At 34.5% G+C, this 16,650-nt stretch carries 15 protein-coding genes; 5 read left to right on the top strand and 10 right to left on the bottom strand.

What is annotated here, in order from left to right; all coding sequences use genetic code 11:
* Window positions 1-98: 98 nt before the first annotated feature.
* Complete coding sequence (locus Q4500_RS18165; RefSeq protein WP_303600991.1) at window positions 99-1,040, top strand: nitronate monooxygenase family protein; 942 nt, start codon at window positions 99-101, stop codon at window positions 1,038-1,040.
* 31 nt (window positions 1,041-1,071) lie between these two features.
* Here Q4500_RS18165 and Q4500_RS18160 read toward each other — a convergent pair whose 3' ends face one another.
* Window positions 1,072-4,443: a HEAT repeat domain-containing protein gene (locus tag Q4500_RS18160; protein ID WP_303600990.1), complete on the bottom strand. Its 3,372-nt coding sequence runs from the start codon at window positions 4,441-4,443 to the stop codon at window positions 1,072-1,074.
* Window positions 4,444-4,662: 219 nt separating this feature from the next.
* Between Q4500_RS18160 and Q4500_RS18155 the strand changes: the two genes are divergently transcribed.
* The gene (locus Q4500_RS18155; RefSeq protein WP_303600989.1) at window positions 4,663-5,601 is read left to right on the top strand and encodes a DUF1080 domain-containing protein; all 939 of its coding nucleotides are present in this window, start codon (window positions 4,663-4,665) and stop codon (window positions 5,599-5,601) included.
* A 58-nt stretch (window positions 5,602-5,659) separates the two neighbouring features.
* On the opposite strand, the gene Q4500_RS18150 is transcribed toward Q4500_RS18155, so the two are convergent.
* The 3 genes from Q4500_RS18150 to Q4500_RS18140 all read right to left on the bottom strand — a co-directional run bounded on the left by Q4500_RS18150 (window position 5,660) and on the right by Q4500_RS18140 (window position 8,309).
* Entirely contained in the window at window positions 5,660-5,878 is a 219-nt protein-coding gene (locus Q4500_RS18150; protein ID WP_303600988.1) for a DUF2007 domain-containing protein, read from the bottom strand.
* 88 nt (window positions 5,879-5,966) lie between these two features.
* The gene (locus Q4500_RS18145) at window positions 5,967-7,349 is read right to left on the bottom strand and encodes an ATP-binding protein (RefSeq protein WP_303600987.1); all 1,383 of its coding nucleotides are present in this window, start codon (window positions 7,347-7,349) and stop codon (window positions 5,967-5,969) included.
* A gap of 246 nt (window positions 7,350-7,595) precedes the next feature.
* Window positions 7,596-8,309 (bottom strand): pirin family protein, encoded by a 714-nt coding sequence (locus Q4500_RS18140; protein ID WP_303600986.1) that lies wholly within the window; start codon window positions 8,307-8,309, stop codon window positions 7,596-7,598.
* Window positions 8,310-8,504: 195 nt separating this feature from the next.
* On the opposite strand from Q4500_RS18140, the gene Q4500_RS18135 reads away from it, so the two are divergent.
* Window positions 8,505-8,948: a hypothetical protein gene (locus Q4500_RS18135; protein ID WP_303600985.1), complete on the top strand. Its 444-nt coding sequence runs from the start codon at window positions 8,505-8,507 to the stop codon at window positions 8,946-8,948.
* A gap of 1 nt (window position 8,949) precedes the next feature.
* Here Q4500_RS18135 and Q4500_RS18130 read toward each other — a convergent pair whose 3' ends face one another.
* The 6 genes from Q4500_RS18130 to Q4500_RS18105 are packed head-to-tail and all read right to left on the bottom strand — an operon-like array spanning window position 8,950 to window position 15,112.
* On the bottom strand, window positions 8,950-10,284 hold the full coding sequence (locus tag Q4500_RS18130) for a DUF58 domain-containing protein (RefSeq protein WP_303600984.1): 1,335 nt from the start codon (window positions 10,282-10,284) through the stop codon (window positions 8,950-8,952).
* 6 nt (window positions 10,285-10,290) lie between these two features.
* Window positions 10,291-11,289 carry a MoxR family ATPase gene (locus tag Q4500_RS18125; protein ID WP_303600983.1) on the bottom strand — a complete coding sequence of 333 codons (999 nt, stop codon included), beginning with the start codon at window positions 11,287-11,289 and terminating at the stop codon, window positions 10,291-10,293.
* Window positions 11,279-12,499, bottom strand: a complete 1,221-nt coding sequence (locus Q4500_RS18120) for a DUF4350 domain-containing protein (protein WP_303600982.1) — start codon at window positions 12,497-12,499, stop codon at window positions 11,279-11,281. Before Q4500_RS18120 ends, Q4500_RS18125 begins: the two co-directional genes overlap by 11 nt.
* A gap of 1 nt (window position 12,500) precedes the next feature.
* Window positions 12,501-13,223 carry a hypothetical protein gene (locus Q4500_RS18115; RefSeq protein WP_303600981.1) on the bottom strand — a complete coding sequence of 241 codons (723 nt, stop codon included), beginning with the start codon at window positions 13,221-13,223 and terminating at the stop codon, window positions 12,501-12,503.
* A 1-nt stretch (window position 13,224) separates the two neighbouring features.
* Window positions 13,225-14,163, bottom strand: coding sequence for a hypothetical protein (locus Q4500_RS18110; RefSeq protein WP_303600980.1), 939 nt, complete (start codon window positions 14,161-14,163; stop codon window positions 13,225-13,227).
* Window positions 14,126-15,112, bottom strand: coding sequence for a stage II sporulation protein M (locus Q4500_RS18105; protein WP_303600979.1), 987 nt, complete (start codon window positions 15,110-15,112; stop codon window positions 14,126-14,128). The genes Q4500_RS18110 and Q4500_RS18105 overlap by 38 nt, the downstream gene beginning before the upstream one ends.
* A gap of 33 nt (window positions 15,113-15,145) precedes the next feature.
* On the opposite strand from Q4500_RS18105, the gene Q4500_RS18100 reads away from it, so the two are divergent.
* The gene (locus Q4500_RS18100; protein ID WP_303600978.1) at window positions 15,146-15,871 is read left to right on the top strand and encodes an RDD family protein; all 726 of its coding nucleotides are present in this window, start codon (window positions 15,146-15,148) and stop codon (window positions 15,869-15,871) included.
* Window positions 15,872-15,874: 3 nt separating this feature from the next.
* The gene (locus Q4500_RS18095) at window positions 15,875-16,486 is read left to right on the top strand and encodes a trimeric intracellular cation channel family protein (protein WP_303600977.1); all 612 of its coding nucleotides are present in this window, start codon (window positions 15,875-15,877) and stop codon (window positions 16,484-16,486) included.
* The last annotated feature ends 164 nt before the right edge of the window (window positions 16,487-16,650 follow it).

The following is a 16,650-nucleotide window of genomic DNA, read 5'->3' as shown; positions in this document are numbered from 1 at the left end:
TAATCGAGATTTAAGTCTTTCGATGCTTGCGTCGAATTCTAAACTGAATTTTCAACACAAAGCCTTGGGAGATTACCCCGTGGTAAATTACTTCATTCATGGAAAATAGAATAACCGAACTTTTTAAGATAGAATTTCCTATTATTCAAGGAGGAATGATTTGGACCAGCGGATGGCGATTAGCCAGTGCTGTTTCTAACAGTGGAGGCTTGGGTGTTATTGGTTCCGGAAGTATGTATCCTGATGTGTTAAGAGAGCATATTCAGAAATGCAAGAAGGCGACTTCGAAACCTTTCGCAGTTAATGTACCTATGTTGTATCCTGATATTGATAAGTTGATGGATATTATAATTGAGGAGGATGTAAAAATTGTATTCACATCTGCAGGGAATCCGAAAACATGGACATCCATCTTAAAAGAAAAAGGAATTACTGTTGTACATGTAGTGAGTAGCTTAAAGTTCGCATTGAAAGCACAGGAAGCCGGAGTAGATGCTATTGTTGCAGAAGGTTTTGAAGCAGGCGGCCATAATGGGCGTGATGAAACAACAACTTTAGTGTTGATACCGGCAGTGAAAGAAAAAATAACTATTCCTTTAATTGCAGCGGGAGGCATAGCAACTGGTAGCGCAATGTTGGCTGCCATGGTTTTAGGTGCTGACGGAGTTCAAGTAGGTAGTCGATTTGTAGCCAGTGAAGAAGCATCAAATCATATTAGCTTTAAAGAAGTGGTAGTTAATGCCAAAGAGGGTGATACCCATTTGACATTAAAAGAACTGGCACCCGTTCGTTTAGTGAAAAACAAATTCTATAACGAAGTCCAAAAAGCATATGCTGACGGAGCAACTACAGAAGAATTGAAAACGCTCTTAGGCAGAGGTCGTGCCAAAAAAGGCATGCTCTTAGGTGATTTAGAAGATGGCGAACTAGAAATAGGTCAAGTGTCTGCTTTGATACATAACATAAAACCGGCTGGTGAAATTATTAAGGAGCTGATGAGTGAGTTTCAAGAGAGGAAAGCAGAACTTTCCTCTTTATGATATAAACCTCTATAATTCATTTACTATTTTATTACCCTTTTAAAGTCGAAAGGTATTCAACAAGATCTCGAAGTTCTCTTCTAGAAATCATACGACCCATTGCTGGCATAGCAGACATTGAGTTTTCTCTTCTCGCAATTCTTTTTAAAGGAATTTCTAAGGGCTCGGCTTCAGATGTTCTTAATAATAAATGGTCATTGTTTTCTTCAATTAGAACACCTTGCACTTTTTGTCCGTCTTTTAATGTAATAGTCACAGTTCCATAACCAGGTGCCAATCTTAAACTAGGTTCTATCAATGCCTCTAGCAATTGTTCTCTACTTAAGATATTACCGATGTTGTCTAAAGCCGGTCCCACTTCACCGCCTGAGCCATTTACTGCATGACAACGAACACACTGTGCTGTTGGGTTGTTGTTGAAAACAGATCTGCCAGTCCACCATTTACCACCATAAAGGGTTTCTTGAAAAGAATCAGCAGAGTAGCCAGATTTTTTAAGTTTATCTAGTTTAGCAATTAGAGCGGTATTTTCAGTTGCTTTTACGGACTCTATTAAATCTAAAAAGATACCTTGTTTTAATTGGTCTTTACTGGCTTTGTCAATTAAGCTAGCTAAAATAGCATTACTTTTTTCAACAGGTAATTCACCTAAAACACCTAGCACTCTTTGTTGTTCAGAAACAGAGCCTTTCTTGAAAATAGGATCAATAATAGCGGGTAATTTCTCTTTAGGTAAATTCAATTGACCCAATAAACCTACAGCAGCAGTACGCACTTCTTCATTTTTATCTCGCATACCAATAGACATGGCAGCTTCCATTTTATCAAAATTCAATTGACCTAAGGCGTTAAGTACAGCGGATCTCACTTCAGGAGATTTATTAGATTTAAATATATAATACAATTCATTATTGTAAGAGTTCATACCAATAGCGCTCAAAGTTTTTGAAATACCGATTAAGATTTCTGGCTGACGTTCTTTAAGAAAAGACGGTATATCTTTATTGATTTTTTCTTCTAACTGACTGTTTTCTTTAATGATTTCACCTCTGTATCTGCCATCTACACGGTCTAAAAGAGAAGGATTGTTCCAAGTACCCAAAGCAGCAAGTGCTTCGCCACGTAAATCGCTAGACACATTTCTACGTTTGGCAAAATTAATGAGCATATCTAATTGGTCATCGCCACCAACACGTAATGCAGCATTAATTGCTCTACGTAACAAAGGTTCAGATTTGAATTTTTCTTTTGTCAGTATCGAAGCCAATGCCGGTAAAGCTGCTTCGATAGAAAGGTCATCATTTATAGCACGAGCAGTTTCTGTTACAATATATTCGTCTTCATCAGAAAGAAATATAGAAATTTTAGGCTCTTGTAGTTTTCTTAATACCAAAACTGCGGCAATACGTAAACTTTTGTTTTCGCTATTGGCAAGTGCTAACAAAGGTTCAGTATTACCGATTCTTGATAGTGCTAATACCGCGGCATGTCTCAAGTAAAGGTCTTGATCGTTGTTGGCTTCGATCATTGCTAAAAGGGGAGCTATGGCATCTTCGTATTTTAATCTGCCCAATGCTTGAGCGGCAAAGAATTTAACTCGGTCATTTTTGTGAGTAGTTAGCGAAATAAGACTGTCGGCTGCTTTTTCATATTTTAAGTCCCCCAAAACCTTTGCGCTTTGCGCTACAATTTCTGGATCACTATCACTTAATAGATTAAGTAATGGTTTAGCTTCATCTGTATCATTTGCAGCTATTTGGCCAATACCCCAAATGGCGTGAATGCGCGCAAATTGGTTTTCTTCATCTGTTATGGCTTTTTCTAAAGCCCTGTAGCCCCAAAAGGTTCTTTTGGCGAGTTCAAACTGTGCTTTTTGGCGAATTCTCATATCGCCGTATGATAACAAACTAACCAAACTATCAGTCTTTTCATCCTCATAATTATGGGTCATTAATTGTTGGGTTTTCAAACGTTCTTGAGCAAGATCATTGGTTTCTTCGCTAACGTCTAATTTCCATACTCTACCATAATTTTTAGCTCCCCAACCATTGACCCAATCGGCGAGATATAGTGCACCATCAGGTCCGAAATCTATTCCTGTAGGTAATATACCCGATAATATAGATTCATCTGAATTAAGTTCAAAAGAAGCACCTTTTGGCTTTAAATCGAACGACCAAATATGTGATCTACTAGGGTCGCCTACGAATTCTACCAAAAAGAATTTATCCATCCATTTTTTACCAAGGGCGGTACCGGGGTTATATTGCATACCGGTTGGTCCGTTATGAAAATTTTGAATTGGAGGCATAATATATGCAGCCTGACCTTCCCAACGGGGAGTGAATAGTTTTTCATCCATCCATACATTATAGCCATTGTTCTTAGGGTCGGTATATTTTCCATATTGCCAATTTGCTCTCCATCCGGCATCAGATCCTTCTACAATATGCACCAAACGTTCACTTTCACCTTTATGGTCACCGTCATTATCTGAAGAAATAATATTTCCGTAGGCATCAAAAACAAATTCGTGGGTATTACGGAGTCCGTGTGCGAAAACTTCAAAATCAGAACCATCAGGATTACTTCTAACAATAATACCTTCATTTGCGTATTTATGATTTTCACCAGCTATTGTGGTAATATTGGCACCTATATCACCAATTCCCCAATAGATTTTACCATCAGGACCTTCGATTGCGCCAGACATACCATGACCGCTAAAACCAATATGTACAGCAAAACCATCAGCGATACTCGTTTTTTCATCTAAAATTTTGTCACCGTTTGTATCTGTTAGTCGATACATACCCGGACCAATACCAACAAAAACATCTTCATCTCTAACTAAAAGTGCACCCGCTACATCATTTATTTCATCACTAAAATCGTTCATGATTTGAGTAGAAACATCGGCTATGCCATCTTTATCGGTATCTTCTAACATCCAAATTTCATCTTGTTCAACCGCAAGGTCATGCCAATCGTGAATGCTATCGTTATTTAAATCAGGAAACCATTCATTTTCTTTACTAAGCTCAGGTGCAAAGGTTTTGTGTAGAAAAGCTCTTCTATCTTCAACAGATTCTAACGCAATAGATTCGGTCATCCAATCTCTATGACCACGAATGTCAAATTCAGAGTTTTTGTTTCTGTTAGATCGGGTAATGTATACATTGCCATCATCATCAATATCCATTGCAATGGGATCGGGCGCCAAAGAATCTGATGCCCATAAACTTAATACAAGTCCGTCAGCAACTTTTGCAGGTACCGTCTCTCTGGCGATTTTGGCCATTTTAATTAAGTCTGTACTGTCTTGTTGAATAGTTATAGGAATTTCAACTGGCTTTTTATTTATGCATGAAACAGATAGGAATAATAGGGATGCAATTCCCAAAAGGGATTTTTTAAAGAATGTCATTGTTGTTTGATTGAATTGAAACTTAAATGTAGCGAATAATGAAGATAATCAATTAAGAAGTTGAGGTATGGTTAAATTATTAACCATATATGGTATAGTTTTATCAATTTGGAATTGAACATCTTTTAATTCAATGTTAAGAAAGTGTATTTAAAAGTTCTGTTATATTTGATTACTTATTAAACTTGTAATTTTATGAATATTATTAAAACAACATTAATTTTTCTTTTTCTTGTAGCTTTTGGCTCAAATGTGGTTCAAGCGCAAGAAGGACATCTTTTAGAAGGAAAATGGAATTTAACTATTGATCAAGAAGGAGAAAAATTACCATCTTGGTTAGAAATTAGACACTCGGGTACCAATACGTTAATTGGTAGATTTACCTATGCTTTTGGTAGCGCAAGACCAGTTGCAGAAATAGAAAAGCATGGTGAATTGTTTTCTTTTGAAATTCCGCCACAGTGGGAGCCAGGTGCTGCCAATATGGAATTTGAAGGAAAAATTGTAGGAGAGGGATTAGCCGGAACCATGATTTATGTAGATGGAAAAACCTATAATTGGACTGCGACAAAATCACCAAAACTTCCGTATTATGAAAATGCGAAAGAAGGTAAGACGGTTAAACTATTTAATGGTAAGAATTTAAATGGATGGGAGATGAAGCCTGGCAATCAATGGGCTGTTTTAGATGGTATACTTACAAGTGCAAAGCCTGGGGTGAATTTAATATCTGAAGAAAAATTTAACGATTATAAATTACATGCAGAATTTAGATACCCAGAGGGTAGTAATAGTGGTATGTATTTAAGAGGGCGTTACGAAGTACAGATTGCTGATAATATAGGGTTAGAGCCTTCGTCTATTCATTTTGGAGGAATCTATGGTTTACTTACACCAAATGAAAATGCAGCTATGAAAGCAGGGGAGTGGCAAACGTATGATATTACCTTAATTGGTAGAAGAGTTACTATTGTAGCTAATGGAAAAACTGTAATATCAAATCAGAATATTGAGGCAATGACCGGTGGTGCTTTAGATAATAATGAAGCTGAAGCCGGTCCAATTATGATACAAGGCGATCATGGACCGATAGAATTTAGAAAGCTAGAAATTACACCTTTGAGCAAAGGGTAGTTTTGAGAAATTTGAATACAAAAAAGCCTCCAGAAATGGAGGCTTTTTTGTATTGATTTCAGTTGATTTCAGTAATAATAGCCAAAGCTCTTACTTCTTCATCTTTATTAACAAAGATTTCGACCAACTCAGGTAAAGGAGTTCCAAAACCTGCCAGGCGTGCAGATTCGGTTTCGTCTTTAAGAATAGGTTCAATGTTATTTTCTTTTAATACAAGTACTACGCGCTGCGCTTCTATGCTATTGCCACCGAATACTTTTATATAGTTTGAATCCATAATAATTAATTTAAATTATTTGTAGTTGAAAATAACTATTTCTTAAGAATAGTAAGTGTAGATTAAAGGTAAATTTTATAAGCTTGCTTTAGTTAATGCTAATTGGATGTTCTTTTATTTCGTTCTCTTCTAAAGAATTTGTGTTGATGGTAAAATAAAAGGTGCTACCTACATTTTCTTCAGACTCGACCCATATTTTACCTAAGTGGTGGTCTACTATTTTTTTGCTTCCATAGAGTCCGATACCAGATCCTTCGAATTTAGATTGATTATGAAGTTTATGAAAAGCTTTAAATATATTTTCTTGATGTTCTTTTGGTATTCCAATGCCGTTATCTGAGACGATAAACAAATATTCATTTTCCTTTTTTTCTGAGGTGATATTTATAACCGGCTGACCATTATTAGTTTTAAATTTTAGTGCATTGTGAACTAAATTTTGAAAAAGCATTCTAATATCGTTAGGTCTGGCAATCAATATAGGCATCTCGCCAACATTTAATGTTGCTTTAGCTTCTTTGATACTTTCTGATAAATCATCAATAACTAATTGTATGACTTCTAGAATATTTACGGACTCCATTCCGCTAGAATTCCCAATTTCAGCATATTTCAAAAGACCCTCTACTAAATTTGAAAGCCTAGTCGAGCTACCTTGTAAATGTTTTAAATAATTATTGAAATTAGAGTAATTAGTTACGGAATGTTGTTTTTCTAATTCTGCCGCAATGACCTTTATATTGTTTAGAGGTCCTCTTAAATCGTGGGTCACAATAAAGGTGAATTCTTCAATATGTGTGTTTTTTAATTCAAGTTCATTGTTTAAAACGGCTAATTTATTATTTTGATTTCTTAGGTCGCTTTGGGCTTTTTTAAGATTAAGTTCACTTTCTTTTAAAGCAGTATTATGATTCTCTAATTCAGAAGTATAGGTTCTTGTTTTATTTTCGTCATACATACTAAATGTTAGAGAAAGCCAGCCTAGGCAAGCTAAAAATGCAAAAATTTCATCGTACGGAACATCTATAGTACCTAAAATAGGTTCGTATATTGAAATGTAAATAGTAGGTATTATAAATGCTAGTATATCAAAACCAATAATTAGGTTTCTTAATTTAGGGTTTCTACGATAACCTATATAAGCCAAGAAGCCCATTGTGGCAAAGGCAACTGCTTGACCAAAAAAACCTCCAATCAAGAATATTAAGGTCATGAACATCACCGGCGGGAACAATGTCATGTAAATTCTAGTTGCATGGTGAAGTTTTAAGCGATTTAATAACAACCCGATTCCGAAACCAATAGCGACAATACCTGCTAAAATCTGCACAGTATATGAATGAAATATTAGTGTATATATAAACACCGCAAAAGTGAAAATACTTGACACGATGGTTATTAGACCGAATTCGTCTAAAAAGTTTCTGCTTTTCTGACTTTTGTTTTTTGAGGTCGTATTAAGTTTTGGCAAACTATTTATTTTAGTTTAAAATGACGTTTTTAATTTACAAAGGTGAGTTCTATGTATATGTAGAAACTCAATAAAGAATCAATTATTCTATAATTTTAGTTAAATCTGATTTAAAAAATATGAATAATTGAGGAAGGTATTAATCACATCATATTTTAATTAAATATAAGAAAGTAGAGGTGGTTAAAACCATAAAAAACACCTTTAAATGGTGTTTTTTGTTACTCGTTTTTCTTTTAAATACTATTAAACACTCATAGGAACTTCCATGATTAGTATTTTCGATTTATCATAGGTTTTAAAATTAAAAGTATCTGTATCCCAAAGTCCAAATCCGTCACGTTTGCTTAATTTTTGGTTTTCAATTTCAATTTCTCCGTCAAGAACAAAAATAAAAACTCCGTTACCTTTTTGTTTTAAAGTATATAACTCAGTTGTTTCAGAGTCGTAATCTCCAAGATGAAACCATGCATTTTGGTGAATCCATACTCCGGCATCATCTGCGTTAGGAGAAAGTACTTGAAATAAGCTATTTTTCGTTGCAATATCTTTTATCGAGATTTGGTCGTAACGTGGAGCAACACTTTGCTCGTTCGGAATAATCCATATCTGTAAGAACTTAACCTCTGCGTCTTTATTTTTGTTGTGCTCGCTATGTGAAACACCAGTACCTGCACTCATAACTTGAACATCACCAGCTTTAATAACTGTTGAGTTTCCCATATCGTCCATATGTTGAAGATCACCTTCTAACGGAATTGATATGATTTCCATATTTCTATGAGGATGAGTTCCAAAGCCGCGACCACCAGCAACGGTATCGTCATTAAGCACTCTCAATACACCGAAATTCATTCGTTCGGCATTGTGATAATTCCCAAAACTAAAGCTATGGTAAGAATTTAGCCAACCATGGTCAGCATGACCTCTTGTATCAGATTTATGTAGAATAGTTTTCATTTTTTATGTTTTTATAATGTCATATAGGTCGTAATTTTAGGTAAAATATTACACCAATAAATTAAAACTTATTAGGTTTTAATTGAGTGAAATTAGGACTAATTAGCTTTACTTGTTAATATACTTTTTTTCGGTTATTTACGTTATTCAAAAAAATCTCCCAGTAATATGAAATCTATTATATGTCTATTTTTGATGTTTACATTCATTAATTCTTATGCTCAAGATAGTGCAGATGCCGCTAAACATTTAGGAGCAGGCATAATTATAGGGGGAGTCGGCGGATATGCCGCTCATAAGCTTTCTGATGGAAATACAGGTTGGCGATGGGCTGGAGCTGTTGGTAGTGCGTTTGCCGCAGGTTTAGCTAAAGAAGCAATTTATGATTCTTCTAGAGGAGGCACCTGGGAAACTAGAGATGTAGTATTTACGACTTTGGGTGGTGTTATATCTGCGTTGGCTTTAGAGGTATTTATGGGCAACGGAGGAAACGGCCGAGGAGGTAATAGAAGAGGTAAAAGCTGTGGTTGTTTAGTTGCTCAATTAGATAGCCAATATGAGATTCAACTGCCCTCGTTCGTAGAAAATGGAACGGGCGATATAACCTCAGAACTGCAGGCAGCATATCTTCTGCGATAAATTACAGAAGTCCTTTCGCTTTTATTTCTAAGTACTTGTTAATGGTATTAATAGTCAAATCTTCTGGTTTGGTTAAAATAGTCTGTATGCCATACTTTCTAAGTTCATTGACTACCAATTGTTTCTCGTAGATGAATTTCTCGGCAATAGCTTGCTCGTAAATTTCAAGAGTATTATTTGGGGTTTCTTTAGCGTATGCAACGAGCTCTGTATTCTCAAAGAAAATAACGACCAATAAATGTTGTTTAGCTATCGCTTGCAAATAGGGTAGTTGGCGATGTAATGCGTCTAAAGTTTCAAAATTTGTATACAGTAGTAACAGACTTCGTTGTGGTATATTTCTTTTTACATCAATATATAGTCTGCTAAAATCACTCTCAACAAAATTAGTGTTTAGGTTATAAAGCGTTTCAAGAATAAGGTTCATTTGAGAGCTTCTACGTTCTGCAACTACCCTGTTCTCTATCTTATTACTAAAAGCGAACATACCAGCTTTATCATTTTTTTTAAGGGCAATACTGCTTATAATCAATGTTGCGTTAATTGCATAATCGAGCAAGCTAAGTGAGTTAAATGGCATTTTCATTACCCTGCCTTTGTCGATGATAGAATAAATAGGTTGTGACTTTTCATCTTGAAATTGGTTGACCATCAACTGACCTCTTTTAGCTGTCGCCTTCCAATTTATATTACGAATATCATCGCCTTGTATGTAATCTTTTATTTGCTCGAACTCCATCGTATGACCGATGCGGCGAATTTTTTTAATTCCGAATTCAAGTAATCTATTACTAAAAGCTAAAAGCTCATATTTACGAAGTTGTAAAAATGACGGATACACAGGTACCTCCTTATCTTGGTCGTATGTATATTTTTTAGCTAGAAATCCGATAGGGGAAGTAGCGAATACATTTAAATTCCCGAAACTATAAACTCCGCGTTCAACAGGTCTTACATTGTACGTATAGAATTTTTGTTCTCCGGATTTTACAATATTCCGAAAATTAAAGTCACGTTTCTGAAATTGGAAAGGAAGTTCGTCTATTATGTTTACTCGGCTTGAAAATAAGTATTGATTGGTAACTTGTATTTTGATATTATTTTCATCGCCATTAGAAAGTTTATCAGGTACTATTCTGTCGGCAACTATGTTTCCTTTTGATAAAAACAGAAGAATAATATCTACTATTATTAGCACTAAAAACAGATAGAAAAGTAGTTGGGCAATAAATGATATATTCTCAAAAATATAGGAAACTAGAAAGCACAAGATAATACCCGTTAATACTAGGAAGAATCTTTTTTGAAGAAATATATTTTTGAAAACCTTTTTCACGATTATTTATCTAGGAATTTCGATAGTTTGAATAAGGTCGCTAATCATTTTTTCTGCGGTGTAGCCTTCCATTTCTCGTTCAGGTGTTAATATAATTCTATGACCTAAAATAGGACCTACTACCTTCTTGATATCATCTGGGGTTATAAAATCTCTACCATTTATAGCAGCAACGGCTTTAGACGCATCTAGTATGGCTATAGAGGCTCTTGGAGAAGCTCCTAAATATAAATTGGCATTAGTTCTTGTATTGTTCACAATGGCAGCAATGTACTTTAGTAAATTATCTTCGACGATGATGTCTTTTATCACTAATTGATACGCTGCAATTTGTTCTGCAGAAAGAACAGAATCAATCAATGCTTCTACATTAATATTTTTCTGTTGATGCTTGTTTTCTAAAATTTGTATTTCTTCTTCTAAAGTAGGGTAATGTACATTTATTTTAAAAAGAAAACGATCCAATTGAGCTTCGGGCAATCTATACGTTCCTTCTTGTTCAATTGGGTTTTGAGTGGCAAACACTAAAAACGGGGGCTGCATTTGAAATTCATTTCCATCAATAGTAATTTGTCGTTCTGCCATGGCTTCAAAAAGAGCAGCTTGGGTTTTGGCTGGTGCACGGTTTATCTCATCGATTAAAACAATATTTGAGAATATAGGTCCCTTTTTGAATTCAAATTCTGAGGTCTTTACGTTGAATATAGACGTACCCAAAATATCGCTAGGCATTAAATCTGGCGTAAACTGAATTCTGCTGAAATCTACATTCATTGTTTTTGCCAAGAGTTTTGCGGTCACTGTTTTTGCTACACCTGGTACACCTTCTATAAGAGAATGACCATTAGCTAAAATAGAAACAATTAATAATTCGATCATTTCTTGCTGACCGATAATTACTTTACCTAATTCTGCTTTTACTTTGGCTACAGACTCCTGTAGTTTGGTTAGGTCTATGCGCGAATTAAATTCTACGTTGTTTTCATCTTGTGTATTATCTTCCATAAGATTGTTTAAATGTATTTATTTTCTGAACAAGGGTTAATGAGTCTTGTTCAGTATGTATAGGTTTATTTTTTAGACTAAGTATGAGGTCCACTAGAGTTTTTGTTTCCTCTCTGGATTTTCCTGCTTTAGCACTTAATTGAGTAATGAAACTTTCGTCTAACACTGTGGTGTTTACATAGTACCTATTTCTAATATAGGTTAAAAAATAGGTAATTTTTTTATCGTTCAAATTCGCATAATCTTTATGTTGATAGTACAATGATCCAACAGTTTTTGCAAATTCTACAGAAGAGTTTTCTAAAGGTTTTATAATAGGGATTATTCGCTGTTCTCTTTTTGCTTTAAAAATCACAAAAAGTAGTAGGCCTACAACAAGTAAATAATAGCTCCATTTTAAAGCGGGTTGATTTAAAATGAATCGCATTGGTGATGTTATAACTTTTCTGCCAGATTTCTTATAGTCATCCCAATATAAAATATGATCATTTAGATACGAAAAACTCTGAGCGCTGTAATTTCTATTGTCACCAAATACATAATAGTTAGTATATGCGATTGGCAAGGTATTGATAATGAAACTTCCTTCACCAAAAGATGTCTTTATAAAATTGGGTTTTACTTTAATTTCATCGGTATTATTTTCTAAAAATGTTGAGGGTTTAAATTGTATGTGTCCCAGTATTTCCGTGTTTGCCGTATCTACACTAACGAAATAAGAAGGATCGACTCCTCTTTCAAAATAGAAATGTTCTTGTTTGAAATTTTGATTGGAGAAAGAAGCTCTAACCGAGTCTTCTTGTATATCATATTGTTGTGTAATTTCAATATTCAAAGTATCGGCTAATTGCCCTGTAAGATTGCTACTGGCTATAAAAACTTGATTACCATTGGCTACATAATTTAAAACCTGGTTTGTTTCTTGTTCATCTAAATAGATAAAATCATTAATCATTAAATAGTTTGAAGCTATGGTAGAATCTCGCTCTATAAGCAAATCGTAAATACTCTTTTCAACAGATTCAATTTCGCTGTTCGGAAATATTGAAGGCAGTTCATTATAAAGAACAAAACAACCAAACGGAATTTTAGATACCGATGTGTACGACGGTCTCCAGTTTATGGGTCTAGGACGTACTATTTCGGTTACGATGATACCAATTAGCACCGCAATCAAAAGCCCAAGTATTATTTTAGAACGCTTACCCAAATTATGATTGAATTTGTTTGTTGATCGATTCGAAATCTAAAACCGATTTTGTGTATTTTATGTCATCTATAGTCTGTTCTCCATACCAGATATAATCGTACAGGTAGGCTACTTTCTTAAATCCTTGTTTTATGTCTAATTGCTCGATTTCATTGAAATAGTCTGAATTTGTTTTATCGAAATGCCATTCAATAATATCGCTTTTAGACAACTTTTGTAACGTGAGCAGAAACTGATAACGTATGGCAAGTCTGTAGTCTTTTTGTTCTAAAGCAGTACTGAGAAGATTGTTGATGTCAATACCTTCAATATTCTCTTCTGTTAAGTTGATATCATTGATTATTTTCGCTTTTTTCTGAAAAAGTGAATTGAAATTTTTATTGATGAGAACTTTTACGATGAGGTATATTGCTAAAATTACTAGCAAAAAGTAAATGACATATTCAATGATTTTTAAAAGCTGTGGCGATATGTTAACACCAAAGATGTTGCCCAGTCCTCGACCGACCCAATTGATAAATCTAGCCAATAGGTTTTGAGATTCTCCTGTTTTAAAGGTGTAGTTAAACTCGTCGCCCGTATATTTTTCAGAAAGATCATCGTCAATAGTTCTTAAAGTCAGTATAGACGAAGAATCAATTTTTATGATACTATCGTTCGTGCCCTGTGCAAATGAGCATAGCGCTAACAACTGAAAGAATATGAGGAGAAAAGTATGCTTCAACTTAATCGTTTTGACCTATTTGTTCGATAGTAGCTCTAGTGTTTTGGTTGTATGTTTTTTCGTGTAACGCATAATATAATAAGCCATTTACAAATTGAGAAAGACATTGACCGTACACTGCAATAATTAATACAATACAAGTACCTATAGTATAAACTATTGTAGAAACGATAGAGTGGGAGTAATCTACATTGTTTTCAACGACATGAAAGGTGTAAACACCTACAATAATACCAGGTACTATTAATGCGATCATTAGTAAGATACCAAGTAAGAGACCCAAGATAAAGTTAACACCAATAGATTTCCAGAAATTTGTAGTTACTAATTTCCAACCTTCGCCTAATGCTTCGGTAACACCTTTTTTCTTTTGAAGCATATCAAAAAATGAAACACCTATCCATGCGGTTAAACCGAATTGTACAATGTACTGTGCAATAAAACCTAATAATGGTATGATATTTAAAATAATGGCTGCAATAAAATAAATGAAGTATATCGGTATTAATAATAATACAAATACAAAGATATTTCCGAATTGGCTTTTGGCTAGTTGCCAAACTTCTTTTTTATCTACATTTTCATCTCTAGTTTCTACATATTTTATCATATAGCTCGTAGAAAGCGAATAGTTTAAGAAGGCAACTCCTAAGAAAATAATAACGAATAAAAATCCGCCGACACCTAAATAAATATAATAGTCTTGCTCAAATTCATTGCCGCCTACAAAAGAATTATTGCTAGATTCTTGCGCAATCATGCCTAAAAAACCAGATACTAATAAATAGCTAGTTATTAAAAGTCCTATTAAAAAAATACCATTATAGCTGATAAAAACATTGGTAAAGTTTTTAATATTCTGTTTAAAAAAGTCGAAATAAACGGATACTATTCCGCCAAAATCACGGTTTACTCGTAACGGTATGTAATTGTCTTTCATTTTGGTTGTTAAGTATGATAGGATATGCGATGTAGTAAAATATAATTAGGAATAAAGAAGCGCCAATAATTAGAAATGCCAGCCAATTGGGCATGCCGGTATACCGTGTAATAAAACCTTCAATAAAACCAGCAATGATAAAAAACGGAATCGTACTGACTACAACTTTTAGTCCGTCTTTGGCGCCTTTCATGAAAGACACGCGTCTAGAATAGGTTTTTGGAAAAAGAATGCTATTGCCCATAATCAAACCAGCGCATCCCGCAATAATAATAACTGAAATTTCAATAGTACCATGTAACCATATTTGCTTATTTGCCTCAAAGAAAACCCCTTTGGTGTAAAAGAATGTAATGAAGGCACCGAGCATAACACCATTGCTAAAAAGAATATAACCAGTACCAATACTAGTAATTACACCAAATGCAAAGGCCAGAAATGCAACTCTAATATTATTAATCGTAATACCTAAAAATGAACCGATTTCACTTCCGCCTTTGTAAATAGCGGCAGGATCACCGTTGGCGATATTATTAAGGGTTTCGTTTACATATGCATCGCCTAAAATTAAACGAACAAAGGTTGCATCGTTCAAAGCAGATAATGAACCAATGGCAGATGCTATAACAAATATTAAAAATGCAATGCCAAGTGTGCTGTGATATTTTTTGAAAAAAAGTGGAAATTCAGTTACCCAAAAGCTAAGAATTCGATTTTTACTTTCTTTTTTATTCTTATAAATTTTTTGGTGAGCTTGTGAAGCTAATCCGTTTAAATACAATAAAGTCTTACTTTCTGCGTAATACGTTTGCGCGTAGGCTAAATCATTAGTAAGTTGAATGTAGCCATTGGCAAGTTCATCTGGATTTGAGGTAGCACCAAGGTTTATAGCATTTTCAAATGCTATCCATTTTTCCTTATTTTGCTTCACAAAAGCAGCTTCGCGCATAAACTATTTTTACCTTGTTAAATTTAAGACTTAATGAATAACCTTCAAATCAATACAACGCAAAATGTGAACCTTAATTATACTATTGTTGGTATTGGTGAGCGAATAGTGGCATTTTTTATAGATGCATTTATATTATACCTCTATTATATTCTGGTAGATTTAATTGGCGATGCAGTGGGTTATATTTATAATGATGGATGGACACAGAGGGGTATTGTTGGCTTAATTTCTTTACCGGCAATGTTTTACAGTTTGTTGATGCATATTATTTTCAATGGTAGAACTGTAGGTAAAATGATTATGAAAATGAGAGTAGTATCTGTTGATGGATCACCGGTAAATTGGAGCAATTATTTAATTCGGTGGATGCTTCGTTTGGTCGATATCTGGATCTTTGTTGGATCTATTGGTATTCTAACCATTCTATTCTCTGAAAAAAGACAACGTTTAGGTGATGCGGCGGCAGGTACGGTTGTGATAAGTACAAAAAACAAGACTAAAGTTTCTCATACTATTTTAGAAGAAGTGGAAGATACATATGTGCCTATATTTGTGAACGTTACCATTCTGACCGATAAAGATGTAAGGCTGATCAAGGAAACCTTTAGTATAGCTAAAAAAAGCAATGATTTTAAAACGATGAAGGCGCTTAGAGATAAAGTTGATAGTATATTGCAAACCAATTCAGATTTGTATGATAAACAGTATTTAGATACGGTCTTAAAGGATTATAATTATTTTACTCAAAAGCTATAACCAATGTTTTATTTCATCATTGATATTTTAGGAACCATTGCATTTGCTATATCAGGTGTATTAGTAGCGATGGATAAAAAACTAGATGCTTTTGGTGTATTTATTATAGCCTTTGTAACAGCAGTTGGTGGTGGTACTTTACGTGATTTATTAATTGGTATTAAACCTGTAGGGTGGTTGAATGCACCCATGCATCTACTCATTATTGTAATTACCGTGTTGTTGGCAATTATCTTTGTAAAGCAATTGAAATACGTTAGAAAATCACTCTTTCTATTTGATACTATAGGTATTGGATTATATACTATGGTGGGTATCGAAAAAGGACTAGCCGCAGATTTGTTACCTGTTATGTGCATTGCTTTAGGTACGATTACGGCTTGTTTTGGCGGAGTAATTCGAGATATATTATGTAATGAAATTCCCGTAATATTCCGAAAAGAGATTTACGCAACTGTCTGCATTTTAGGGGGCTTGGTCTATTTTCTTTTAATTCAATTTCCAATACAAAATACCATAGCCTATTCTATGGCAATTGTAACCATTATAATCATGCGGGTGTTGGCAGTACGTTTTAAAATTTCGCTCCCAAATATATATCGAAAAGGAGTGTAAGATTTTTTTTGGAGTATTTGGCTTCGCCAAATAATTGTATTTCAACCAACAACCAACAACCAACAACCAACAACCAACAACCAACAACCAACAACCAACAACCAACAACCTACAACCTACAACGACCCACCACCAACGACCAACGACAGGGGGACGACTTCTCT

The sequence above is a fragment of the Maribacter sp. 1_MG-2023 genome (assembly GCF_030547005.1).
In the GTDB taxonomy this organism is placed as follows: domain Bacteria; phylum Bacteroidota; class Bacteroidia; order Flavobacteriales; family Flavobacteriaceae; genus Maribacter.
The sequence above is the reverse complement of the archived record's forward strand: the minus strand, read 5'-3'. Positions and strand labels throughout refer to the sequence as shown.